Annotated in this window: 26 protein-coding genes and 1 tRNA gene; 15 read left to right on the plus strand and 12 right to left on the minus strand. The window is 40.6% G+C overall.

Annotated features, from left to right (window positions below; translation table 11 throughout):
• Window positions 1–3 precede the first annotated feature (3 nt).
• From HM003_05740 to HM003_05750, 3 genes are all read right to left on the minus strand, one after another.
• Complete coding sequence (locus HM003_05740) at window positions 4–1104, minus strand: hypothetical protein (protein MBX5328838.1); 1101 nt, start codon at window positions 1102–1104, stop codon at window positions 4–6.
• A 312-nt stretch (window positions 1105–1416) separates the two neighbouring features.
• The gene (locus HM003_05745) at window positions 1417–2403 is read right to left on the minus strand and encodes a hypothetical protein (GenBank protein ID MBX5328839.1); all 987 of its coding nucleotides are present in this window, start codon (window positions 2401–2403) and stop codon (window positions 1417–1419) included.
• A 74-nt stretch (window positions 2404–2477) separates the two neighbouring features.
• Window positions 2478–2792: a helix-turn-helix transcriptional regulator gene (locus HM003_05750; protein MBX5328840.1), complete on the minus strand. Its 315-nt coding sequence runs from the start codon at window positions 2790–2792 to the stop codon at window positions 2478–2480.
• Between the two features lie 222 nt (window positions 2793–3014).
• Here HM003_05750 and HM003_05755 point away from each other — a divergent pair, with 222 nt between their 5' ends.
• The 8 genes from HM003_05755 to HM003_05790 all read left to right on the plus strand — a co-directional run bounded on the left by HM003_05755 (window position 3015) and on the right by HM003_05790 (window position 12288).
• Window positions 3015–3431: a PadR family transcriptional regulator gene (locus tag HM003_05755; protein MBX5328841.1), complete on the plus strand. Its 417-nt coding sequence runs from the start codon at window positions 3015–3017 to the stop codon at window positions 3429–3431.
• 167 nt (window positions 3432–3598) lie between these two features.
• Window positions 3599–4858, plus strand: coding sequence for an amidohydrolase (locus tag HM003_05760; GenBank protein ID MBX5328842.1), 1260 nt, complete (start codon window positions 3599–3601; stop codon window positions 4856–4858).
• A gap of 56 nt (window positions 4859–4914) precedes the next feature.
• A complete protein-coding gene (locus HM003_05765) occupies window positions 4915–5877 on the plus strand; it encodes an ATP-binding cassette domain-containing protein (protein MBX5328843.1) in 963 nt (320 codons plus the stop codon).
• 22 nt (window positions 5878–5899) lie between these two features.
• Window positions 5900–6943, plus strand: a complete 1044-nt coding sequence (locus tag HM003_05770) for an ABC transporter permease (protein MBX5328844.1) — start codon at window positions 5900–5902, stop codon at window positions 6941–6943.
• A complete protein-coding gene (locus HM003_05775) occupies window positions 6940–7725 on the plus strand; it encodes an ABC transporter permease (GenBank protein MBX5328845.1) in 786 nt (261 codons plus the stop codon). The genes HM003_05770 and HM003_05775 overlap by 4 nt, the downstream gene beginning before the upstream one ends.
• Window positions 7726–7807: 82 nt before the next feature.
• On the plus strand, window positions 7808–9166 hold the full coding sequence (locus HM003_05780) for a hypothetical protein (GenBank protein ID MBX5328846.1): 1359 nt from the start codon (window positions 7808–7810) through the stop codon (window positions 9164–9166).
• A gap of 66 nt (window positions 9167–9232) precedes the next feature.
• Complete coding sequence (locus HM003_05785) at window positions 9233–10951, plus strand: hypothetical protein (protein MBX5328847.1); 1719 nt, start codon at window positions 9233–9235, stop codon at window positions 10949–10951.
• Entirely contained in the window at window positions 10951–12288 is a 1338-nt protein-coding gene (locus HM003_05790) for an MBL fold metallo-hydrolase (protein MBX5328848.1), read from the plus strand. The genes HM003_05785 and HM003_05790 overlap by 1 nt, the downstream gene beginning before the upstream one ends.
• Here the strand turns inward: HM003_05790 and HM003_05795 are convergent.
• From HM003_05795 to HM003_05820, 6 genes are all read right to left on the minus strand, one after another.
• Window positions 12285–13169, minus strand: a complete 885-nt coding sequence (locus HM003_05795; protein MBX5328849.1) for a DUF2099 family protein — start codon at window positions 13167–13169, stop codon at window positions 12285–12287. The two genes, HM003_05790 and HM003_05795, sit on opposite strands and share 4 nt — an antisense overlap.
• 89 nt (window positions 13170–13258) lie before the next feature.
• Window positions 13259–14275, minus strand: coding sequence for a hypothetical protein (locus HM003_05800; protein MBX5328850.1), 1017 nt, complete (start codon window positions 14273–14275; stop codon window positions 13259–13261).
• Window positions 14276–14393: 118 nt separating this feature from the next.
• A complete protein-coding gene (locus HM003_05805) occupies window positions 14394–14681 on the minus strand; it encodes an iron-sulfur cluster assembly protein (protein ID MBX5328851.1) in 288 nt (95 codons plus the stop codon).
• A gap of 69 nt (window positions 14682–14750) precedes the next feature.
• Window positions 14751–16280: an aminomethyl-transferring glycine dehydrogenase subunit GcvPB gene (gene gcvPB / locus HM003_05810; protein ID MBX5328852.1), complete on the minus strand. Its 1530-nt coding sequence runs from the start codon at window positions 16278–16280 to the stop codon at window positions 14751–14753.
• Between the two features lie 12 nt (window positions 16281–16292).
• Window positions 16293–17633: an aminomethyl-transferring glycine dehydrogenase subunit GcvPA gene (gcvPA, locus tag HM003_05815; protein MBX5328853.1), complete on the minus strand. Its 1341-nt coding sequence runs from the start codon at window positions 17631–17633 to the stop codon at window positions 16293–16295.
• A 158-nt stretch (window positions 17634–17791) separates the two neighbouring features.
• Window positions 17792–18304: a cob(I)yrinic acid a,c-diamide adenosyltransferase gene (locus HM003_05820; GenBank protein MBX5328854.1), complete on the minus strand. Its 513-nt coding sequence runs from the start codon at window positions 18302–18304 to the stop codon at window positions 17792–17794.
• Between the two features lie 96 nt (window positions 18305–18400).
• On the opposite strand from HM003_05820, the gene HM003_05825 reads away from it, so the two are divergent.
• From HM003_05825 to HM003_05855, 7 genes are all read left to right on the plus strand, one after another.
• Window positions 18401–18811 (plus strand): translation initiation factor IF-2 subunit beta, encoded by a 411-nt coding sequence (locus HM003_05825; protein ID MBX5328855.1) that lies wholly within the window; start codon window positions 18401–18403, stop codon window positions 18809–18811.
• A 16-nt stretch (window positions 18812–18827) separates the two neighbouring features.
• On the plus strand, window positions 18828–19124 hold the full coding sequence (locus HM003_05830; protein ID MBX5328856.1) for a DUF424 family protein: 297 nt from the start codon (window positions 18828–18830) through the stop codon (window positions 19122–19124).
• A gap of 153 nt (window positions 19125–19277) precedes the next feature.
• On the plus strand, window positions 19278–20321 hold the full coding sequence (locus HM003_05835; protein ID MBX5328857.1) for a M42 family metallopeptidase: 1044 nt from the start codon (window positions 19278–19280) through the stop codon (window positions 20319–20321).
• 122 nt (window positions 20322–20443) lie between these two features.
• Complete coding sequence (gene eif1A, locus HM003_05840) at window positions 20444–20707, plus strand: translation initiation factor eIF-1A (GenBank protein ID MBX5328858.1); 264 nt, start codon at window positions 20444–20446, stop codon at window positions 20705–20707.
• Window positions 20708–20803: 96 nt separating this feature from the next.
• Window positions 20804–21532 carry a serine protein kinase RIO gene (locus HM003_05845; protein ID MBX5328859.1) on the plus strand — a complete coding sequence of 243 codons (729 nt, stop codon included), beginning with the start codon at window positions 20804–20806 and terminating at the stop codon, window positions 21530–21532.
• Window positions 21519–22097, plus strand: coding sequence for an RNA-processing protein (locus HM003_05850; protein MBX5328860.1), 579 nt, complete (start codon window positions 21519–21521; stop codon window positions 22095–22097). Before HM003_05845 ends, HM003_05850 begins: the two co-directional genes overlap by 14 nt.
• Window positions 22098–22297: 200 nt before the next feature.
• Window positions 22298–23224 (plus strand): hypothetical protein, encoded by a 927-nt coding sequence (locus HM003_05855; GenBank protein MBX5328861.1) that lies wholly within the window; start codon window positions 22298–22300, stop codon window positions 23222–23224.
• Here the strand turns inward: HM003_05855 and HM003_05860 are convergent.
• The 3 genes from HM003_05860 to HM003_05870 all read right to left on the minus strand — a co-directional run bounded on the left by HM003_05860 (window position 23221) and on the right by HM003_05870 (window position 24374).
• Window positions 23221–23718 carry a DUF523 domain-containing protein gene (locus HM003_05860; protein MBX5328862.1) on the minus strand — a complete coding sequence of 166 codons (498 nt, stop codon included), beginning with the start codon at window positions 23716–23718 and terminating at the stop codon, window positions 23221–23223. The genes HM003_05855 and HM003_05860 overlap by 4 nt on opposite strands.
• Before the next feature lie 103 nt (window positions 23719–23821).
• Window positions 23822–24259 carry a GNAT family N-acetyltransferase gene (locus HM003_05865; protein MBX5328863.1) on the minus strand — a complete coding sequence of 146 codons (438 nt, stop codon included), beginning with the start codon at window positions 24257–24259 and terminating at the stop codon, window positions 23822–23824.
• A gap of 39 nt (window positions 24260–24298) precedes the next feature.
• Window positions 24299–24374 (minus strand) — tRNA-His (locus HM003_05870).
• Between the last annotated feature and the right edge of the window lie 41 nt (window positions 24375–24415).

Here is a 24415-nt window from a genome sequence, read left to right on the forward strand (position 1 = left end):
AACCTAACCATACTTTTCCTTAATCTTCTTTGCCTTCTCAACGTACTCCTTAAGCTCTCTCTCTTTAATCTTCTTTTCAGGCAAAGTCTCAGGAGCATACATCAAGGGAATAACTGCCAAAAAAAGAAAGAAACTTGCAAAAGAAAAAGCTACGGTCTGAGGAATATCATTAGCATAAGGACCAATTAATATAGAAACGAAATTCGCAAGAAGAAAAGGAAGCCCACCCAATGCATAAAACTTCTCCTTCTCATAACCTTCACCAAGGTCTCCCCAAATAGCCATAAAGAACACGGAAAAAAATAGCCCCCACGTTATGCCATCAAGAGCCATAAACAAATACAGAGTAGCTGGCGAAGAAGAAAAAACACTCAATGTTGCATATTCAATACCAAGCATAACAAAACCTGTAATAACTACACGCTTTCTTCCCGCAACATCCGCAACAATTCCGCCTATAATCGCAAAAATACCTGCAAAAGCATACTCCGCAAATCCCGCAAATGTAAAAGATTCCGTACCAAACATCCTCTCCAAAATCGGCACCTCTGCAAAATTTATGAGAGAAAACATGACCCATGGAAATAAATACAATAGTACATCTCTTTTGCGAACAAGTTCTAGATAGTTTGGAGATTTTTGCACACTAAACTTTTCATGATGTCTAGTTAGAAACATAAAAGTAAAACCTCCAAAAACTCGCCACATTGTTAGCGCGATGATTGCTTCCCATCTTCCAAGCGCATTAACTAAAAAGAGTAAAAATAAAACAATAAATCCGACACCGCACCATATAATTCCTCCTACGAAACCACGATTTTCAATACATGTCGAATCAGCAAAAAAGCTTAAACAAGAAGGCAAGCCTATTCCAATTGAGATACCCAAAAAAAGAGCAAATAAAACATTGACCAACATACCATTACTAGAAACTGTAATCAAAAGTGATGTTGTAACTGCCCCCATAAACAACCACAAATATAGAAATTTGACACGAGCTCGTGGAAAAAATTTCGAACCCAATATTGCTGATGCTGCAACGCCTAAAAAGTACATGGCGAACAAGCTCAATTTTTCTGTTTCAATCAGCTCCAGTCCATTCAAAATTGTGCTGAAAACCACATAGGTTATTAGATACCAAACAAAAGTATTGAGCACCAAATGGATCGATGGCGCAGCCTCTCTCCACGCAGTTTTCTCTCTAATAGTGCTTATTGAAACCATGGCACAACTCACTTTAAAATGTGGTTTTTGAAGATAAAACTCTTCTTAATCACCATTCTGTATTCTTGTTCAACAACAACCCTTAATAAGTAGATGTGTTCTACAATAATACTTGAGGGGAATAAGATGAAGAAGGCAACAGTTAAAAGAGCAAAAAAGAGAGATGTCCCTGTTCGAATACTTGGATGAAGATCACAAATCTTCAAGCATAAAAGATAAAAAAGTCTGAAGCTGACTTCTTAGTTTTGGATTAGGTAAACAATTAGCAAATTTTGACCCTTCTTCGATTAAAGCCTGCATTTTCTCTTTAAGCTTCATAACAGGCAAAGCGTCAAGCGCACAATCAACTAGTTCATCAACATCATCTTGAGTTATCTTGGATTTTGAAATAATCGCACTAACCTTTCCCTTTGCCTCTAGATCTCGCATCGCAAATAAGAGCGGCAAAGGCAAGTCCTGAACAAGAACTCGTTGGCGAAGCTCATCGAGTTCAAAAACATCTATAAACTCTTCCCGAAGCAAAACTAATATTCCGACAATTCTTCCCAACTTTGCTAATAACTCAACTTCCGCATCCTTTCCACCGCCAAACAAAGCCCCAAAATGCATGTCCAACTCAATTCCCGCAGCCTTCATTCGGATAACCTTCACGTAATCATCTGGAGCAACCTTTTTCCTTTCTTTTAAACCAACTTCAATAGCATGCCCGTTGCCAACTTCAAACATTAATCTCTTGAGAGTTTCAAGCGCTTCTTTTCCGTTCTCTTTTGGCAATACCATCGCTGAATCGACAAAAAGTTTGAAACCCTCTATCAAGAACGCGTTGCCAAGAAGAAGAGCAATTTCAGCGCCAAACTTTCCATAAACAGTTGGTATCTTATGCTTAGTTTTTGATTTGTCTATTATGTCGTCGTGTATGTCAAACGCTGCAGCCATCATAGCTATTGCCGCTTGCGCCGACACAGCATCATCAACGTTGCCGCCCACTGCTTCACATGCCATCGAGAACAAGCCTGGATGCGTAAAATCGTTCCAGTGTGTAATGTAATGTTCAAGTGCTTTGCGTAGTATTGGATGGTTCATTCTCTCTGCTTGCATTTTCTGTTTTGCAAATTCAAGTCCTTTCTTACTTCGTTCCTTTAAATCGGCAACTATAATTTTGCCTAATTTCTTTACCATGCTCTATTCTTATCTGCCTAGTTGTTTAAAAGATTTGATTAGGATTAGAATGCGGTAATTCGTCGCTTCATGTTTTATCCGGATATTTGCTCTTTCAATACGTCATTATACGCTTCTACGTATCTTCTTCCGTTTTTAGCTATTGCGTAGACTTTTCTTGTTCTTCCTCCCTGTTGCTGTTTTTGGCTTGTTAGGAAACCTTTTTGTTCTAAAGTGTTAAGGAGGGGGTATAATGCGCCGTGTCTGAGTTTTATGCCGAATTCAGCTTCCATTTGCTTTTTTATTCTGTAACCCCACATTGGTTCTCTATCTATTAGTTTGAGTATTTGGATGTCGAGCAGGTTTTTGGTTATGCGTTGAACAATTTCTTTTCTGAAGTCTTCGGTCAATTTTTCACTCTCTGAGAGTGTCCTATTTAGGACTTGTTCATGTTTTGGCTTATTTAGGTTATGTAAGAAACGGAATAGTTCAATATGCCATTGTTATGCTTTGATATGCTTGCTATAAGCATGAACCTTTATATTTTCGTTTAGGCACTATAAAGACTTGAGATATGTCCTAAAAGAGACATATTGTATCCGCGTCGAACACAAATACAAGAGGAAGGAAAAATGGTAAACAACTCACGAGAAGTCCAAACCAAATTAATGAAAGGACTCCTAGACCTAATAGTACTACAATTCCTAAGCTCACAACCCATGCACGGCTACCAAATAATCACAAAAATCCGCAGAACCTTCGGCGTATACTTCGGACCAAGCACAATTTACCCCCTACTAGGAACATTAGAAAAGAAAGGATACGTAAAAAGCGAATGGAACATGGACAACGAAAGACCAAGAAAAGTGTATAAGCTAACCACAGAAGGACAAAACCTACTGAACTTCACAGAAGACTCACTTAACTTCATATGCAGAAAAATCGGAACACCAGGACTGCCAAAAGGCGACCTCAGCGAAGAGAACATCATCCAACCAGCACTGCGCCCATTCCTAAAGAAAATCGAACACTCAAAATCACTAATTTAACAATCACCACCGCCAACACTCTTAATTTTCACAACAAGAAAAACAAATAGCATACGCCTTCTTCGGTCAAGTTTTCGTAGCCTTTTTATCGTTTCCTTCCCTATCTCAATTAAGGATGCAATTTGGAAAAAGCAGACATTCTAATCCGCGATTGCACCATTCTTCCAATGAACAAGAAAGAAATAATAGAAAACGGTACCCTAGCCATAAAAAATGGAAAAATAACTTTTGTAGGCAAATCTGCAGCAGCAACCAGCATAAAAGCGGAAAAAGAAATAGACGCGAAAGAAAAAGTTGCCATACCTGGACTAATTAACTGCCACACACACTTGCCGATGACACTTTTTCGCGGAATAGCTGAAGACCAACCACTCGACGTTTGGCTGAAAGAAACCATTTGGCCTTTAGAAGCTAAACTCAAACCAAACGATGTCTACGCTGGAGCTCTTCTCGGCTGCTTAGAAATGATTAAGAATGGAACGACATGTTTCGCAGACATGTACTTTTACGAGGACATGGTTGCAAAAGCTGTGGAAAAAAGTGGGCTGAGAGGCGTTTTAGCGCAAGGCATAATTGAATCTGGACATAAGCTTCTGGGCGCAATAACGCTTAGAAAAAGCATAAGTTTCGCTAAGAAATTTCATGGATACGCCAATGGCCGCGTTAGAACAATGTTAGGTCCCCACGCAGCTTACAGTTGCAGCTTAAATTTGTTAAAAAAGATTAAGAAAAAATCTGCAGAATTGAACATAGGCGTGCAAATACACCTAGCTGAGTCGAAGGCAATGTTTAAGGAGTTTGAGAAGAAGCACGGACTCAGCGAAGTTGAGTTTCTAGACAAAATTGGCTTTTTGAATGAGAAAGTTTTGGCTGCGCATTGCATAGATTTGTCAGAAAAAGACATGCATATTCTTTCTGAGCGTGGTGTCAATGTGGTTCATGCTCCTGTAGCTAACATGAAACTTGGAGAAGGCGCGGCAAAGGTGAAGGACTTAATGGATTTAGGCGTGAACGTGTGCTTAGGAACTGACGGACCAGCAAGCAATAACACTCTTGACATGTTCGAAAGCATGAAAACTGCGGCCTTGCTTCAGAAGCACACTTACAGAGACCCTGCAGTGTTGCCAGCCTACGAAGTTTTGAAAATGGCAACAATAAATGGCACCAAAGCCTTAGGACTTACGAAAGAAGTAGGCTCTATCGAAGTTGACAAGAAGGCAGATTTGATTCTGGTCGACCTTTCAAAACCTCACCTTAAACCCTTACATAACATTCACGCAAGTCTCGTTTACGCTGCACATGGAAGCGACGCAGACACGGTTATTGTTGACGGAAAAATTTTGATGGAAAATCGACAAGTAAAAACTCTCGACGAACATGCCGTGATAGAAAATGCTCAAAAGATAGCTTTGGATTTAGTTTCATGATAACTCTTATCTAAAAGTATCGTTTATTGTATCTGCTTCGGAGCATGACGTGAAGAGTGCCCTCAATAATCAAGATAGACAATCTTACCAAGAAATTCGGAAACATCACAGCAGTAGACCACTTAAACCTAGAAATTGAAGAAGGAGAAATCCTTGGACTTTTGGGACCAAACGGAGCAGGCAAAACCACAACCATTCTCATGCTTGCAACCGTTATACGCCCAACAGAAGGCACAGCAACAGTAGGCGCGTATGACATAAGAAAAAACCCAGACAAAGTTCGCGGATTACTAGGCATAGTGTTTCAAGAGCCAAAAATGCTCTGGGTTAGCACACCATGGGACATAGTAAACTGGCACGCAAAAGTCTGCGGATTATCCACAGAAGAACGCAAACGCAGAGTCAAAGAAGTCCTAGAAGCCTTAGACATGTGGGACCACCGCCACAAAAACGTTCACGCACTTTCCGGCGGAATGCGCAAAAGAGTCGAATTAGCGAAAGTTCTCATTCAACGTCCCAAAATCGCGATTGTTGACGAGCCAACAGCCCAAATTGACGTGGTGGGCAAACATCGTATATGGAACATGCTTCGTCAACTGCGTGAAGAAGGAACAACTATAATCCTCGCCACAAACGAACTCTACGAAGCAGACGTGCTATCAGACCGCGTAGCAATAATGCACAAAGGCAAACTGCTTGTGCTTGACACGCCTAAAAAACTAAAAGACAACATTCCAGGCGGCGACGTTGTAGACATACAACTAGAAAAGGAAACTTCGCCGAAAATTGTTGAACAGCTCAAGAAGTTTAAGGAAGTCGTAAATGTCTTACAAGTTAAGCCTTCCAACCTACGCGTTTATCTGAACCAAGTTGAGGAAGTCGTCCCAAAGATAATGAATCTTTTCATGAAAGAAAACGTGTCAATAACATCCATCCGCATGAGCGAACCAAGCCTTGATGATGTATTTGCACACTATACGGGCTTGACAATAGAAGAAGCCCAAAAAGGCGGAGAGTGAAAACACGAATAAAGTCCTCTTGGTGATAGAGAGAGACATCCGCATATTCTTCCAATACAAATTTTTAATTATAATGCGTCTAATATGGTTCGCGTCGCAAATCGCACTCTTCGGGCTAATCGCCTCACGCATGATAAATGTTCCAGGGTCTCTTTTAACCACGAACACTGCAAACCTTGCTCCTTACCAAGAGCACGTATTTTATGTAAATGTTACAGATAGTTTAAATGGCATTTCGCTTAACTTATCATCTTCGCAAAAAGTTGGAGAAATCTACATATATTTCCCTAATGGAACCTTGGCTAACCATGAGTTTTTTAATGTTTCAGATGGTTCATTTCACTTTGTCTTTGACAACCCCGTTTCTGGTTTGTGGCAAGTAAGATTTGTGGGTGGAACTCAGACCAGCAGCTTCACACTTTATGCATACCAGCTCATGAACTACTTCCGCTATTACGTAGCTGGACTCTCCGTAATGACTCTCTATTCTGCAGCCATTTTTATCGGATTTGACATCTACGAAGAAGCAGAACACGGCGTCTTCGAATACCTTCTAAGCCTTCCAGTCTCAAGAGGACAGCTTGTTCTCGGAAGATCGATTGGCGGAGGACTCAGATCATTCATTTACGTTGGACCAATGATAGCGATCTCATTATACGTCATAGGCGCCATCAACCCACTTAATTTCCTCGTAGCTTTGTTTGCACTTTTCCTGTTCTCTTTCGGAGTTTCTGGAATGAGCATTACAATCGCTGTGATAATAAAATCCAGTGACCGCTTCGACATTTTAATGGGCGTTTTGGACGCTTTGATTGTCCGCTTAAGCACTGCCATGTATCCCTTAGCAGTTGTGCAAGCAGCTAATCCTCTTTACGGAAGCGTTACAAGCTTTAACCCGGTTACTTTCGCTGCAGACTTATTCCGTTGGGGCACAGGCATCGAGTCGATAATAACCATCGATAATCCTTTGTTGCCACTTCTAGGCATAATCATCTTCTTTGCAGTTTTCACTTTCGTAGGCGTAATAATCTACGACAAGCGTATTGAAGGAGGCGGTTGGCAATGATGAAGGCAATTCTATATTTGCTGGAACATGATTTCAGAAACTTTTTCCGCTACAAATGGTGGCTTGTAGGCTTAATCAGCATGAACTTAGCCGACCTATTCATAATGGCAATCGTTTACAACTACATGATAAGCGGTGCAGTGGCGAGCGAGATCAAAAGCTACTTCAACTTTTTCGCGCCAGGACTCGCTGTGACGGGTTTGTTTGCTTCCGCTTTTATGATTGGACGCGAGATAAACATGGAACGCCGAAGAGAAGTGCACCATTACATGTTGAGTTTGCCAATGACCAGGCTAGAACTGGCAATAGGACGCGTCCTTTCAGGCGGTTTGCGTGGGATGCTGTACATGTCTCCGCTTCTACTCACATGCTTCATATTTCTTGGTTTTCCGAACGTGTGGCAGTTCTTCCTAATCTTAGCGGTTCTGTTCTTGTTAGCCGTAGGAATTTCAGGGTTAAGCATTGCAATTGCAGTTTCCACGTCGAGTCTTGAAAAATTCATAACCGCGAGAGGTCTGGTTTACTACACTCTCTTCTTCTGCAGTAGCGTTTTCTATCCTCTTTCGCTTATCCAACAGCTTGGACAAGACGGCAAATTTCCAATGGTATTGGTAACACTTGCAGAAATTAACCCTCTCAGCAATGCCTCAGACATGATTCGCAATTTCCTTCTCGGCTATCCACCCTTCGCTTTTACTTCAATAATAAACGTTTTAGCTTTTTCAGCAATTTTCACGTTAGGAGCAGCATTTGCATACATGAAAATAATAGAACGCACTTAACTTGTAAAAGTTAAATTTATGAATGGGAACAACGTATCTTCTTTCCTTCCCTCTTAAAAGCTAAGGTTTGAAGGTTAACTCTATGGATGAAGTGGCGGCTATCTTTGAACCGCAAAAAGTCGGCCTAATAGGCTCAAGCGTAATCCAAGAAAAAGTGGGCATGACTTCTCCGCAACTTTTCAAAAGTGTAACTTACAACATGAAGAAATTTTTCAGAGGAAAAACCTACACTTTAGATATAGATGGGAAAACTGGCTATAACGAAATAGAAAAACTGCCCGAAGTTCCTGAGCTTGCAGTTGTGATGCTTCCGCCGAAACAGTCAATCATCCAAGTGGAAGAATGCGCCAAAAAAGGTGCCAAAGCGTTTGTTTTGATTACTGGAGGATACAAGGATGAACAACGCTTGCAGTTATTCAAGCTCAAACAGAAGTACAAAATCAGAATTTTGGGACCGAACACTATTATGGGCGTAATAAACACAGCCAATGGTTTAAACACCACATTCGAAAGAGATACCATGCCCAAAAGGGGAAAAATTGCAGTAGTTTCACAAAGCGGTGGAGTAGGCGCTTGCATGCTTGATTGGGCATGTTTCTACGATGTTGGCATAAGCAAATTTGCTTTCATGGGAGACAAAATAGATGTGGATGACGTTGACCTGCTACGCTATTTAGGCAAAGACGCGAATACGAAAGTAATATGCTTGTACATGGAAGGAATAAAGGATGGAAGAAAATTCATAGAAGAAGCAAGAAAAATCGTCAATAAAAAACCAATACTAGCCTTGAAAGGCGGAATCACACAAGAATCAGCACACAGAGCCAAATCACACACGGCTTCAATTGCTGGGAAAGACGAAATTTTTGACGCTGCCCTAAAAAAAGCGGGAATAATAAGAGTGGACGACGTTGAGGAGTTAATGAACGCCGCCATAGCACTTTCAAAACAGCTACCAATGCACGGAGACAACGTAGCAATCGTAAGCAACGTTGGTGGACCAGCGATTTTGGCAGCAGACGCCGTTGCGAAAAACAATCTTAAACTTGCAACATTATCAGAGAAAGTTAAAAGGAAAATTGAGACTCTATACCCGGGTGTAGATGCCTCTAACCCAATTGACATGATAGCAGACGCAAGAGCGGAAAGATACGCGAAAGTACTTGAGCTAGTCCTTGCAGACAAAAATGTGGATGGCGTCCTAATAATAAACATGCTCAAATCCTGCTTCTTTGAACCAGAAGACGCCAAGGTAATACCGAGAATAGCCGCAAAATATCCAGGCAAGCCTGTTGTGGATGTGCCTGCAGGCGGAGAGGATTTTGCACTTGTATACAAAGTTTTAGGCAATACTAGCATACCATTGTATAACTTGCCGGAAAAAGCTGCAAAAGCTCTAAAAGTTTTGAGAACCTACTGCAAGATTCTCGAGAAGCATTAAATATATCTCTCTAAGCCGAATAGATTCTATTTTGTAGCGATTGCGTGCCGTGCATTAGGTGAAAAGTTGGCTCAACGTTCAAAAAACCCAAGCGAGCAACTATCAAGAGAAATTCTGAATTTTTGTAGACATGTCGCTGGTTCATGCGAGATAACGGCAGCGTGCACATGCGGAGATTACATGTTCAGATTGACTAGCGCAAGGAAACAAGTTAAAGTGCTGCTTGTAATTCGCGATTTTCAGCCGAGACTAATGAATTATGTGAACATTTTTGATGATAAGAACATCGTGGTTTCCGCAACGGACATGTGGGTTTTTGAAAGAGATGTCGACCGAGGATTTTTAGGTGAAGCCTTAGCAAGCATGTTAACTTTTCCATACACGCCTTTACTAAACAAGAATTATTTACACGAACAAGAAATCAAATTGAAAAAACGCCTAATCACTGAACTTCTGGAAAGCCTCGTCTTAAATTTTCCTGAACTTTCCTACGAAATTCACATAAAACCTGAATATTTCATGTATGAAACTTTGTTAAGCCGAGCGCGACTTTTCCCTCCAATGATTCAAGACGTGTTAGGGTTTATGCAGAGAAGTGCCAAGAAAAAGAATTTAGAAAGTGTTCTGAAAGGATATTTGGAAGCGTTAGAAGAATTAGAAAAAGAAAATGCAATCAACTTTTCGGAAGGTTACGTTAAAATTTCAAGAAAATTCGCTGACTCGGTTAGAAACAAAAAAGTTCGCTTTGTAAGTCTTCTCAAAACCGCCCAGAAAGCACAGAGGACGCTGTTTACGTCTCTGCTCAACATTTTTCCAAACATCATGAGTTTCATTTCACAGAATAAGGAAACACTTTTCAAACTTCCAAAAATCGCAGAAGTAAATTCAAAAACTGCCCATCAAATTGAAGACCCACAAAGATATCTATATGTTCCTACAGCCAGCGGACTTGTACCATTAGCCAACAGAATCGACATCGAAGCATTCGCAAGAAGAATGCTCTCAGCCAAAAAAGATACAACAGTCAAAATCGAAGAAATCGGCGGCGTTCTAAATGATGTCTATTTAATCAGAGCCATAACAGACCGTCAAGAAAGAAAAATTGTTGTTAAAAGCTACAAGGATTTATCTAATTTTAAGTGGTTTCCACTCACGCTATGGACTGTTGGAACCCGAACTTTCACTGTTTCCGGTCTTTCAAGACTTGAAAGAGAATGTGCCATAAACCAGTTTCTACATTCTAACGGATTTGCCGTTCCAAAAATACTGCATGTAAGTCCTGGTGAACGATTAATTTTCATGGAGTATGTTGAAGGAGAAAGTCTTGAGAAGACAATAAGAAACATCGTGAATTCAAAAACCAGAAGTGGAACGGAAAAAGAATTAAGCATTATAAGTAGAGTCGCCGAAAAATTCGCTAAGGCACACGCTCTTAACGTTTCTTTAGGTGATACAAAACCAGAAAATATCATGATAGGAAAAGATGGCGAAATCTACCTTTTAGATTTTGAACAAGCTTCCAGAAATGGCGACAAAACATGGGACATCGCAGAATTTCTGTATTATGCTGGACACTACATCCCGCCATGGATTGGCACACACCCAGCAGAAATTCTCACAAAAACTTTCATTGAAAGTTACTTGAAGGCTGGAGGAGACGCAAAAGTTGTTAAGAAAGCTGGAAATCCAAAATACACGAAAGTTTTTAGCATCTTCACATTTCCACACATAATACTAGCTATCTCCAACATTTGCAAAAACGTAGACAAAAAGAAGGAAGGATAATGGCTAAACACAAGACTTCTTTAACATTTTATGGCGGAGTAAACGAAATAGGCGGAAACAAAATTCTACTTCAAGACGGTGACGTGAAAGTTTTCTTCGATTTCGGCATGTCCTTCAAAATGAAAAGAAGATATTATTCACCCCCATTTCTTTCCCCTCGAACTGAAAAAAGTTTGCAAGAATTGGATATCTTGCCAAAAATAGAAGGTATCTACAAGTTTGATGAGAAAGCTCCAGAAGTTAAAGCAGTTTTTCTCTCTCATGGACACATGGACCACTCAGCCTATTTGTCCTTCATAAAACGCGAAATTCCAGTTTACTGCGGAGAAACCACAAAAATCATTTTGCAAGCATCAAGTGAAATGCGAAGGACAGAATTGGAATTTAACGTAGAAGGCATAGAATTTAAAACGTTCAGAACAGGCAAAAAAGTAGTTATAGACGACGTGGAAATAGAGCCAATTCATGTTGACCACTCCGTGCCAGGCGCTTATGGATTCATAATTCACACTTCAAACGGAGCTATTGTTTATACTGGCGATTTTAGAATTCACGGAGCAAAGCCTCAAATGACGCAAGAATTTGTCAACAAAGCAAAAGCTGCCAAACCAGCCGCTGTTATCACCGAAGCTACGAACATGACCGGTGCATCTGTTTCTTCAGAAGCTGAAGTCGAGAACAAATTGAACAGTATTGTTGAACAAGCTAATGGAATAGTGCTTGCCAATTTTGCCTCCACAGACGTGGATAGGCTAAATTCGTTTTACCGAATTGCCAAGAAGAACAAGCGCTGCCTAGCTGTTTCACTGAAGCAAGCCTACCTGCTTGAAGCACTTCGCAAGGATAAAGGATTAAAGATTCCAAGCTTAAGTGAGGATAACATTTTAATTTTTCGAAAATCGAAGAAAACAAAAGACAAGTGGGAAAGCAAAATAATGGAACAATATCAAGACAAGATTAAAAACGCCTCCGACGTTTCGAAGCAGCAATGCGAACTAATTTTAGCCCTATCCTTCTACGATTTGGAAGAACTTGTAGAAATCAATCCAACTGCAGGAAGTTGCTATGTTTTGTCGGCTTCTGAACCGTTCAATGAAGAAATGGAACTGGACTATGAAAAACTTGTTAACTGGCTTGGACATTACGGTTTGCCGCAGTATCATGTTCACGTGTCTGGACACATAATGCCACTACAACTAAAAGCTATACTAAAAGAAATAAACGCCACCAAAATTTTTCCAGTTCATACAGAAAACGCGGAACTCCTTGCCAGATTCACAAGCGACCTAAAAAGCAAAACGATGCTAGTTGAAAAAGAAAAGAAATACGAAATTTAGCCCTTAAGCTTTGGACCCTTGCCTTCGGCATGATAAGGCAATTTGCTCGTTCGGAAAACAACAAGCTTATCTTTAAACTCTGCAAGATAAACTAAAACAAGTTTCTTACCTTTTTCAGTTAAGGCATAAACTGGAATGGTAACACCTAACTGCAGAAGCGCATTTCTGCCGATTTCCTTGCGCATAAGCGTTGAAGCACTTGCGCAAGCAACATCAGCCTTAGCAACATGTTTAATGCCATTTTTGCCTATGCAAGTATTACACACAGAAAACACCAGAACATCCAAACCAGCAGCCCTCTCGAACTTCCTAATCCCACTAATTGCTTCGGCTTGAAAACCAGCAATACTCACGGCAACACGTTTAAAGCCCAAGTCAAATGCTCGTTTAACACCTTCCACTTGGTTAATTCTCGCACTAGCCTTATCTAAAACAATTCCATCACTCGCCTCAATGTGCTTGATGATTTCATTAATTGGCGAAGTCTTAATTATACCAGTTAACCGCGCACCTATGGCTTGAACGAGGCTACCATTTGCCGTTATAACTGTGCCAGCGCCTTCACAAACAACAACCGCGCAGTCAATAAGCCTTTTCTCCAGCCAAACCTTCATCATCTCTGACGCGCCGTAAGCCACTACTGATTCAGAGTCAAAAACTCTTCGTGCACAACAAAAACCATAATCTGCAATTTTCTTTTCCACACTTTTCTGCACACTTTTCAAATCAATTGTTCTAGAGCCATACAAAGCTTCATGCAAGGGGCAATATTCAACGGTAGGCTCAGTTAAAACTTCGACGCCTTCTTCTGAAATCCGCACTCGAGCACCACAACAGTAGATTTCATGCTCGCCCCATACACAAGAAAATCGCTTTTTCATTTATGCGCACGCATCACAGAGTCTAACGAGTTAACAAATTTCAATGTTATTATTAAATAACATCTTTCAATAAAAGAGAGAAAAGAAGGTTAAAGCTCTTCATGATAGTGTTCGAGTATAATCATTGCATCAGCTTTGTCAACGTTGCCGTCATAATTGAGGTCTGCCTGCTCATTCCAGTTCGGATCGTTAGGCTGACTTCCATAAGCAGCGTCCCATGCTATTAAATCATTTATGTCCACTTTTCCGTCGCCATTTACATCGCCTACAATTTTGAGCTTTACTGTTCCATCTTCCAACGTGTTATCAGCTATGTTTAATTCATTTGGTAGTATACTTGCTTCGGCTCTGATGACATACAAATCAAGACTTGGTGGTACCGCGGCAGTGTCCCAATTGAATGTTAAGGTAGTGTTTTCTTTAGGCAGAAGGTCAACTACGTTCTGCGTAGCTATGAGTGTCGAGTTGTAGAATAGGCTGACAGAGAAGCTTTCAGGTATATCTCCATCATTGAGAACGGTGACGTTTATTGGGATTACACGTCCCACGTAAGTTTCGTGGTAAAGAACTGTAATGTCTTGAACAGCAATATTTCTCACAAATATCCTTACGAAACCATCTTGTGTATCATGAGGGATAGGTGTTCCAGTGTTATCCTTAAGCGTTGACGATTCAAAGTGTAATGGAGATGTTCCGTAGCCTTTCACGAAGAATTTGATTTCCACAAGTGCAGTATCAGTAGTTACTGTCACGGCAGTTGTATATGCTAAGTTAACCCAAATATATCCTGCAACATCATCTACATCTACATTCGTGTTAGGATATTGCCCTTGAACCAATTGTTTAGTCACTTGCTTAACCGAAAGTACATTCGGATTGAAAGTTAAATTAAACTCACAATTTTTCATGTTTGCAACAGCATCGATCATTATTTTTATGACAATAATGTCACCTGGCAGAATTGTAGGATCTTCAATGCTTGGCGGGTCTACGTAAAGAGTTGTATCCGACAGGCTTGTTTGAGCGAACAATGTTGTGAGAGTAAATGACAATGTTGCAAAGAGCAGTACAGCCATTATTATTGTTGTTTTAATTTTTTCTCCCAAATTTCCACCTAATAATATTTTACTTTCAACTTCTTAATTAAATTTCCATTATCGTATCTATTAATAATCAAAAAATTCAGATAGCGACAAAAGAAGAAAAGAACCGAGATTATTTCTGCTATCCTTTATTCGTCATCTCATTAATCTGTTGCTCCATCATATGCCCGCGACAGTAGATTAAGGCTTTTTTGACACCGGCAACCGTTAAAGCCGCGTTTTTAATGTCCATAGCTAGTTTAAATGCGATTGGACAGAAGGGACTCGAAGGAACAAATTCCACCTTGACAACGCCTGAATTTTCTTCCTTAACATTTGTTATCATCTGCATCTCAGCAAAAGTTAACCCAGTCTCAGGGTCAACAACTTTGCCAACGGCTTCACGTACTTTGTCTTCTAATTCCGTCAAATTTCACACACTCATTATTTTTTATGCATAGAAAGACGAATGAATAATATATAAACCGTTGCATGAACTTTACAAATCTTTTCCTTTTCTTTTCTTGTGCATACGCCAACTTAAAGTCATAGTTCTGGGATGCGAAGCTTTCACCTCATCCAATCGAGAAACAGCAGTATTATGTGGCGCTTTCAAAACTACGTCGGGGTTTGCATAAGCTTCTTCACAGATTTTCCGCATAACCTCAGCAAAATGGTCAAGCATTTCCTTCTCGACGGTTTCTGTAGGTTCAATCATCAAGGCTTCATCTACAATCATGGGAAAATAGATTGTTGGAGCATGTATTCCATAGTCAAGCAAACGTTTAGCTACATTTAACGCGGAAACACCAGTCTCGTTTTTCAGAGTTTTAGCGCTGAAGACACACTCATGCTTTCTTGGTTTCTCACTGTTATATGGAAGCGTTAACCCTTTGATTTCTTTAAGTTTCTTAGCAAGGTAATTGGCGTTTAAAACAGAAATTTCAGCAACTTCCTTTAACCCCTCAAAGCCTAAACTCAAAATATAAGCATAAGCTCTCAACAAAACTGCGACATTTCCATAGAAACTCCGAATTTTTCCAATGCTATCTGGTCTGTCATAATCAAGACGATAATGTTTACCATCAAAAACTATTCTAGGAACAGGCAAAAACCTAGCCAATTCTTTAGAAACGCCAACTGGTCCCGCTCCTGGACCACCTCCACCATGAGGAGTGCTAAATGTTTTGTGAATGTTTATGTGGACGATGTCAAAACCCATGTCGCCTGGTCTAATTTTGCATAAGATTGGGTTTAGGTTTGCTCCGTCATAGTATAAGAGCCCCCCAGCTTCATGAACAATTCTGGCTATTTCGTCGATGTTCTTTTCGAAAATGCCAAGCGTGTTTGGATTAGTAAGCATAAGCCCTGCCGTTCGTTCTGAGACAGCCGCTTTCAATGCGCCGAGGCTAACGCATCCATCATCATCTGACGGAACAACTACCACATTGAACCCAGCCATTGCTGCGCTTGCAGGATTAGTGCCATGCGCCGAGTCAGGAACGATTACTTCGGTTCGCTTTTCACTTTCGCCCTTAAACTTGTGATATGCCCGCATAAGTAGGGTTCCCAAAAACTCTCCATGCGCACCCGCTGCGGGTTGTAAACAAACCTCGTAGGTGCCAGTTATCTCTGCAAGCCACCGTTCAAGCCTATAAAGGATTTCAAGAATGCCTTGCACGGTGCTTTCGTCTTGATATGGATGAATCATATTTATGGCTGGCGAGCTTGTCAGATTTTCGTTTATTTTTGGGTTGTATTTCATTGTGCAGCTTCCGAGCGGATAGAAACCAGAATCCACGCCATAATTCATTTCAGACAAACGTATGAAATGGCGAGCAACTTCAACTTCTGAAAGTTCTGGAAGATTTGGCTTTGTGGTTCGTTGGATGTTCTCGGGTATGGCTGCCTTCAAATCTCCAACTGTTGCCTTGATTTCTTCTTCTACTTCTGGTAGAATATGTCCTACGCGTCCACTTTTTCCTAGAGTGAAAATCACTGGTTCATTCCAACTTGCTTGCTTATACATATAAATCATCACCTATCCTGCCAAAATCTTCTCTAAAGCTTCTGCCAAACGCTCAATTTCCTCTTTTGAATGAATTTCCGTCACACAGTAAAGGGCAGTTTCACCAAGTTCAGGAAATTCCTTAGAAAGGTTTTTGCCACCGTGGATTTGGTGTTTAAGAAGAAGTTTTCTATTAACTTCTTCTACGCGAGATTTGGCGCCGTCAAAATTGACTGTGAACTCTTTGAAATAGGCAGATTTGAAGACTGGTGCCTTTACACCGTCTATTTTTGAGAGTAAATGTATGGTATAATTAGCTTTGTACATTATTGTTTCGCCAAGTTTACGAAAGCCTTGAGGCCCAAGTAGAGCCATGTAAACAGCTGACGCCACGGCGCATAATGCTTCATTAGAGCAGATGTTGGATGTTGCTTTTTCGCGTCTTATGTGTTGTTCACGCGTTTGCAAGGTCATACAAAAGCCTTGTTTGCTATTGTCGGTAGTCGTTGTTAACCCAATTATGCGACCGGGCATCTGCCTAATCAAGTTCATGTCGTCACGGCAAGCGAAAATTCCCAAAAGTGGACCCCCAAAATTCATAGGATTGCCTAAAGGTTGAGCCTCCCCAATGACAATGTCTGCGCCATATTCGCCGGGAGGTTTCAAAATGCCAAGTGATGTTGGGTCAACGCCAACTATTAAAAGTGCGCCGTGTGCATGTGTTTGCTTGCTGATTTCATCCACTTGTGTCTCTATGAATCCTAAATAAGATGGATTTTCAATGTAAACAGCGGCTGTCTTGTCGCATATTTTATTATTTAAATCTTCGAGGTCGACTTGTCCAGTTTCTCTGTTGTAAGCTATTTGCTGAATTTTTAATCCTGCAGGCTCAGCATAAGCTTGCAAAGTTGCGGCTCTTTCAGAATGAATAATTCTTGGAATTAAGACTTCGTTTCTTCCTGTTACGCGAACTGCCATACGAGCAGCCTCGCCTAAAGCTGAAGCCCAATCATACATCGAGCAATTAGCGACATCCATACTAGTTAATTCACAAATCATGCTCTGATATTCGAAAAGTGCTTGAAGCATACCTTGCGAAATTTCAGGTTGATAGGGCGTATAAGCGGTTAGAAATTCGCTACGTTGAACAATTTCCTTCACAACGGCTGGCACGTAATGTGGCCAACATCCAGCGCCCAAAAAAATGGGCATATTATCGCATGTCTTGTTTTTTGAAAGTAAAGCTTCAACATGCTTTTTGATTTCAAATTCGGATAAAGCCTTGAGAAAATTTAATGACTTTCTTAAACGATACTTTTCAGAAATATCCGCATAAAGCTCATCAATACTGTCTATGCCGATTTCTCGCATCATTTCCTGTTTGATTTCTGGCTGAGAGTTAGGTATGTACGGGTGATTATGCTTATCCAATGTTTTCACCGTTGCGAATTAAACACTAAATCGCGGTGTATTCTTTAAGTTTTCTAAGTTCTCTAAAAGAAACGCTACGTTTCTGACTATACAGATGCGGTTTAATATTGTATTCCTTTCGTTGCAACAAGCTCTTTCAAATGTTTAACATCAACTATTTCGTTTACAAAATCTGCGCGGTCTATCAGTTCTTTCGGAGCAAACCTTCCAGTCAATACAACATCAGTTTTTTTCGGAACCTTGTCCAGTAACTTCAGAACATCATTTACATCCAATAGCTTGCAATACAAAGCCAGGTTAATTTCGTCTAAAACCAGCAGATGCGGCTTCTTTTTCTTAAGAATTTTCTCAGTAAATCTTAACGCTTTATATGCCAGTTTCTTGTCTCGTTCATTTAGATTGTCTAGTCCATGCCACCCTTTTCTGCCAAACTGATAAATCTCATAATAAGGCGCAAGCATTTTTTGAATCTTATATTCGCCAGTGTTTTTCCACCACTTCAAAAACTGAATTATAACAACTTTGTGTTTGTGTCCAATGGAACGAAGCGCCAAACCCAAAGCGTTTGTAGTTTTACCAGCGCCAGTTCCAGTATAGAGGTAGATATAACCCATTAGGTTTCCCCTTTTTCACAATCCCTTTTATGTTTGAGCGTCATTATAAGTTTTAAATAGGATTATGAGTCCATGTTTGCAACGGAGAACAAATAAATGAAATATGACTATGATGCGCTACTGAAAAAGGCGCGTTCCCAAATTCCTGAAGTCGCCTCAAAACGCGAACGGTTAGAACTGCCCAGATTAAACCATTCAGTAATCGGCATGCGCACAATAATCTACAACTTCAAAGAAATTGCAGACGCACTAAACCGTGACCCGCAACACTTGTTGAAATTTTTGACGCGTGAAACCGCCACCGCAGCAACACTGCAAGAATCACGAGCCATTTTTAAAGGAAAATTCTCACACGAAACTATAGAAAGACTCCTGCAGAGATACGTGGAAACCTTCGTAATATGCCCTGTCTGCAAGCGCCCAGACACAAAGATTGTAAAGGAGAAACGCCTCTCATTTTTAGTGTGCGAAGCATGCGGAGCAAGGTCAGCAGTGCAACAACTCTAACATGAGCGGCTAAAAATTGGATGTCTACATTAAACTCCGAAAGATCGGCAACAACGTATTATTAGCCATGTGTGACGCTGAGGTTCTCGGAAAAACCCTTTGCGAGGGCAAAATAGTTTTTCAGGTCAAAGAAGAATTTTACAAAGGAAAAAAAGTAAGCATTGAAGAAGCTATGGCTATGATAGAAAATTCAACAATAGTAAACATGGTAGGTACGCATGTTGTTAAAAAAGCCGTGGAAAAGGGATATGTGCATCCAGAAGCGATTCTTAATATAGAGGGGATACCCCACGCGCAAATCGTAAAAATGTAGGGTACAATGTGCTCATTAATTTATGTTAGAGAGAACATAGAGCCCCCTAAACTCACAACATGATAATGCTATTTTTTACACATAACTAAAGCATATTTTCAAGGACAAGATTTAACTGCTAAAAAGGATAGGAAAAGACTGCTGGTGACCACTTTGCCAGAGGAAATTGAACTTCTCAAAAAACTATCAAACGCTTTTGGACCCTCAGGAAATGAAGGAGAAGTAGCGGAGATTCTTAAAGCTGAACTTGAGGAATATGCTGATGAAACACGTGTTGATAAGCTTGGCAGCATATTCTTTCATCATTATGGAAAGGAAGGATACCCCAGAATTATGCTTTCAGCTCACATGGACGAAGTAGGTTTCATAATCACTTACATAGAAGAAAATGGCTTTCTACGGTTTGAAACACTCGGAGGCATAACAAACAACATCCTACTCGGACAGCGAATACTACTTAAAGGAGAAAAAGGCTACCTAAAAGGAATCATCGGAACCAAACCACCTCACATAATGACACCCGAAGAACAGAACAAGATAATACCCAAAGAAGACCTGTTCATTGACATAGGCGCCGACAACTTCAATCAAGCACAAGAAAAAGGTGCAGAAGTGGGCATGTCAGGTGTTTTTGATGTTGAATTTACGGACATAGGTGACGGTTATTTTAGGGGTAAGGCATTTGATGACAGAGCTGGATGCACAGTCCTTGCCGAAGTATTCAAGTCCATGAAAGACTCGCCATACAACATCGTCGCTGTCGGCTCCGTACAAGAAGAACTCGGATTGAGAGGAGCAAGAACTGCCGCTTGGCAAGTAGACCCAGATTATGGATTAGCCTTGGAAGGAACATTCGTTGCTGACGTCCCGAATACTAGACCAGATAGAGTCTCATCAAAAATCAAAGGGGGCCCAGTCATAACGATACTAGACAAAACCATTTTCACTCATCCAACTATTCTTAAAACGCTGATTAAGGTGGGAAAAGAAAAGTCAATTCCTTTTCAGTTCAAGAAAGTGCCGATGGGCGGAACAGACGCGGGAGCAATACACCTAACAAAGGCAGGCGTGCCAAGTGGAGTCGTAGCAGTGCCATGCAGATATATTCATGGACCCGCCTCAATCGTACACATCGAAGATTTAAAGAATACTATAGAACTTGTAACTGAATTTGTGAAAACCATCTCAACAAAGTAAGGAAAAACGTTTAATTGAATGAGCATAACTTTTAAGGAAGTTATATACTTCTTGTTAGAAGAGTACATTGAGGTGCTTCAGTGGGTAAGAAGAAGGTCCTAACAGAAGAAGAATTAAGCGAAATGATATATCCATCACCAAACGATGTTTTAGGAATAGCCGTTAAACTGCTTGGCTTCGACCGTGTTCTAGTCAAATGCCAAGACGGACACGAACGCTTATGCCGCATACGCGGAAAAATGAAAAGACGAGTTTGGATAAGAGAAGGAGATGTCGTGTTAGTTTCCCCATGGGATTTCCAATCAGACAAGCGAGGCGACCTAATTTGGCGCTACACAAAAGCTCAAGCGGACATGCTTCGCAAAAAGGGCTATTTAACTATCTAAGTTTTGTATATACATGGGGAAGTAAGTGTGCCTTTTGAAACACGTATTGAAAAAAGACTTCGAAGAAAAGAAAAACGTTATGAAACCGAACAATTAATGAAGGAAAAACGAAGCGAAGAATATGAAGTTTTAGAAGAAGTTTTTGACCGCTCAACATTGATGGTAATCTACGACTTCATGAATAAAGGAACAATAAATGAAATCTACGGAGTTGTTAGAGCTGGAAAAGAATCACGCGTTTACTGGGGAAAAGACAAACAAGGAAACGAATTGGCAATAAAAATCTACTTGACTGTTTCAGCAGAATTCCGAAAAGGCATTCTCAAATACATAGAAGGCGACCCAAGATTCACAGGCTTAAGACATGATACGCGCTCGCTGATTTTCGCTTGGGCTCAAAAGGAATTTAAAAATTTAGAGTTGGCAACTAAGGCGAAGGTGAAAGTGCCAAAGCCGATTGCCGTGAAAAACAATGTGTTAATTATGGAGTTTATAGGTGAAGAAGGCGTTACTGCTCCGTCGATGAAGGAGTTTCCGCCAAAGAAACCCGAAAAAATCTATCAAACCTTACTAGGTTATTTGAAAAAATTGTACACTAAAGCCGAGCTTGTTCATGGAGATTTAAGTGAATATAACATTATGATTTGGAGAGGTCGCCCGGTGTTGTTTGATATGTCTCAAGCGGTTCTTACTTCGCATCCTATGGCGGAATTTCTCTTGCGTAGAGACTTAACTAATTTAAACAGGTTTTTCAGCAAGTTAGGCGTGGATGTGCCCTCAGTAGAAGAATGTTACAGGAAGGTTACGGGTCTTGGCGAAACCTAGCGCGTTCGTTAGAATACCGAAAGAAAGAGTAGGCGTTTTAATAGGACCGGAAGGAAAAACCAAAAAGAGCATTGAAGAGAAACTTATGGTTCAGTTACAAATAGACAGTGAAACGGGCGGCGTAACGCTTACGCTGAGCGAAAAGGCTGAAGATCCAAGCTTGCTTTTCAGAGCGAAAGATGTTGTGACCGCCATTGGAAGAGGCTTTTCTTCTGAACATGCTTTTCGCTTAATCCGTGATGAAGATGCCATTTTGGACGTTATAGATTTGCGAACTGTTTTTGGAAAGTCTGAATCTGATATCCGCCGCATTAAGGGACGAATAATAGGGATGAATGGCAAAACCCGTAGAACTATAGAGGAATTGACAGACGCTAACATTTCTGTTTATGGGCACACGGTCTGCATAATTGGAAACATGGAACAGGCACAAGCCGCAAGAGAAGCCATCCAAATGTTGATAGAAGGAAGCCTACATAGCACAGTCTACCGCTATCTACACAGAAAACGCAGAGAACTCAAAAAGAAAATGCTCGAGCTCTGGGAAAAACCACCAGAAAAATGATAAGCTGGCGAGCTCGCGCACTCAAGATCCCAATCATTTTTGGAATCAGCGGGGCCAGAGTCGTCATCGCCCACCATGCAAAAATAAACTGTGGACTTAAATAAAAAGATATAGGAATTGATAGTTGAGCGTGTCTAAAGACAGTGTTAAAACATATAGATGTTGTTCCTTTGGCTGCGGAAAGCTTAGGCGTAAGATCTATGTGCACTTACGTTGAAACTTCAGATGTTAAAGTTCTTCTTGACGCGGGAGTTTCGCTTTGTCCACATCGTTTTGGTTTGCCTCCCCATCCACTGGAATTCAAAACCATAGAAGAATGCCGCAAAAGAATTGCTGACGCCGCAGAGAAAGCCGATATTGTCACATTAAGCCACTATCATTTCGACCACCACACGCCTTCCTATGAAGATTGGCTTTGCAACTGGACTGAAGAAACCGAAACTGCGAGGCAAATTTATGAAAGAAAAACCGTTTTGATAAAAAACCCAAAAGAAAAAATCAACTACAGCCAGAGACGCAGAGGATGGCTCTTTCGAAAAACAAGCGGAAAACACGCAAAAAAACTTGAAATTGCCGATGGAAAAACCTTCACTTTCAATCGTACAAATGTTAGATTTTCTGAGCCAGTCCCACATGGACTAGAAAACTCAGAGTTAGGATGGGTTCTAATGACAACAATTAAATGCGACAAGGAGAAATTCATGTTTGCGCCAGACGTTCAAGGTCCAATATCAAACCAGACACTCTCTATAATTCTTAAAGAAAAACCGCAATTGCTGATGATTGGTGGACCGCCATTGTATCTGACTGGTTTTAAAGTTGAAGAAAGCCAAATTGAAACTGGATTGAAGAATCTTAAAAGTATACTCAAAACCGTTCCATGTGTCATACTGGAACATCATATTCTTAGAGATGAAAATTGGCGTGAAAAGACAGGAAATGTTTTTGAAGAAGCGAAGAAAACGGGATGTAAGGTTATGACGGCGGCTGAATTTTTGGGCGAAGAGAACGCCTTCTTAGAAGCCTTCAGAAGGAAGCTTTTCGTTGATAATCCTCCTTCAAAAAAATTTGAAAAATGGATGCGCATAAACGATAAGGAGAAGAAACGCTTCAAGCCTCCAATTTAGTCTTTAACAATTTTTTCCAATTCAGTTAAGTCCTCAAGTAATCGGTTATAGCGAATTCCGTAGAAGGGCGCTGAAATTCCTCTTTTACTTAGCGCATGGTGGAGTTCTTCCATGAGAATCCCAAAATCTTCTACTTTTAAGTCACCTGCCACATTGCAACTTGGACTCCCAGCAACACCCAGCACAAGCTTCAACTTTATCCTGCACTTTTCATATTCTTGAATCTGCTCTGCGATGTCTTCTGCGATTTTCTTGCAATGTTCTCGGAAAGTTGTTGTGAGGTATTGCTCTTTGGTTTTTGGCGGTCTAGACATTCCTGCATAAGTTAGTTCTGGACACGGCAACTGAATAACGCCCAAGTCTTTGCGTATTAAAAAATCTACAATTTCTGTTATTGCGCTTGATCTTTCAGCTAATCCGAAAACTCGTGAGTTTTGATTGAGGATGCAGTGGGCAACCAAAACGATTTTTCCACTTCTATTATCCTTAAACATTTGAAACACTCTCTCTATAATTTATTTCAGAAACACGCTTAATAGTGCTATATCTTCGCGTTTTCCGCGTTTCTTAACCAATTTTTTACGTACACTCTCAACTTTAAACCCCAACTTTCTCTGCAACCTTTATCATGGCTTTATTTGAGAAAAGAGTTTCTGCCTCAAGTTTCATAAGTCCTTCTTCTTGAGCTTTTGCTACCCCAGCTTTCAGCAGTTGCGTTCCTAAACCCATATTCCAATAGTTCGGATGAATTGTTACGCCAACATTTCCAACGCGCATTGAGCATTTAGTATCACAACGTATTCCAAGAAAACCCACAACTTTTCCATCTAATTTCCCAACAAGAAAAATCTGGTTCTTTTCGGTAGGAAGCTTATTGAGAGTCTCCTTAAACAGATTATACATTTTATTCTTGTCATTTATGCTAGCGTCAACATTCCATTTCACTACATCTGGATGCGTCTCTATTTCCGCAAGCGCCCATAAATCTGCGTCGTTAAATGCATAACTTTTTCCATCGATTATCTGAAAGAACATTTTCACGTCTCACCAAACACGGGGTTGAAACCTTGTGGATGGGGCCGGGGCCGGGATTTGAACCCGGGCGCTAGGCTCCACAGGCCCATAGGCTACCAGGCTACCTCACCCCGGCCACTATTTCGAAAGCCTCAACTACTTTTTGATGTCAATTTT

Source organism: Candidatus Bathyarchaeota archaeon A05DMB-5 (genome assembly GCA_019685655.1).
Taxonomy (GTDB): Archaea; Thermoproteota; Bathyarchaeia; order Bathyarchaeales; family Bathycorpusculaceae; genus DSLH01.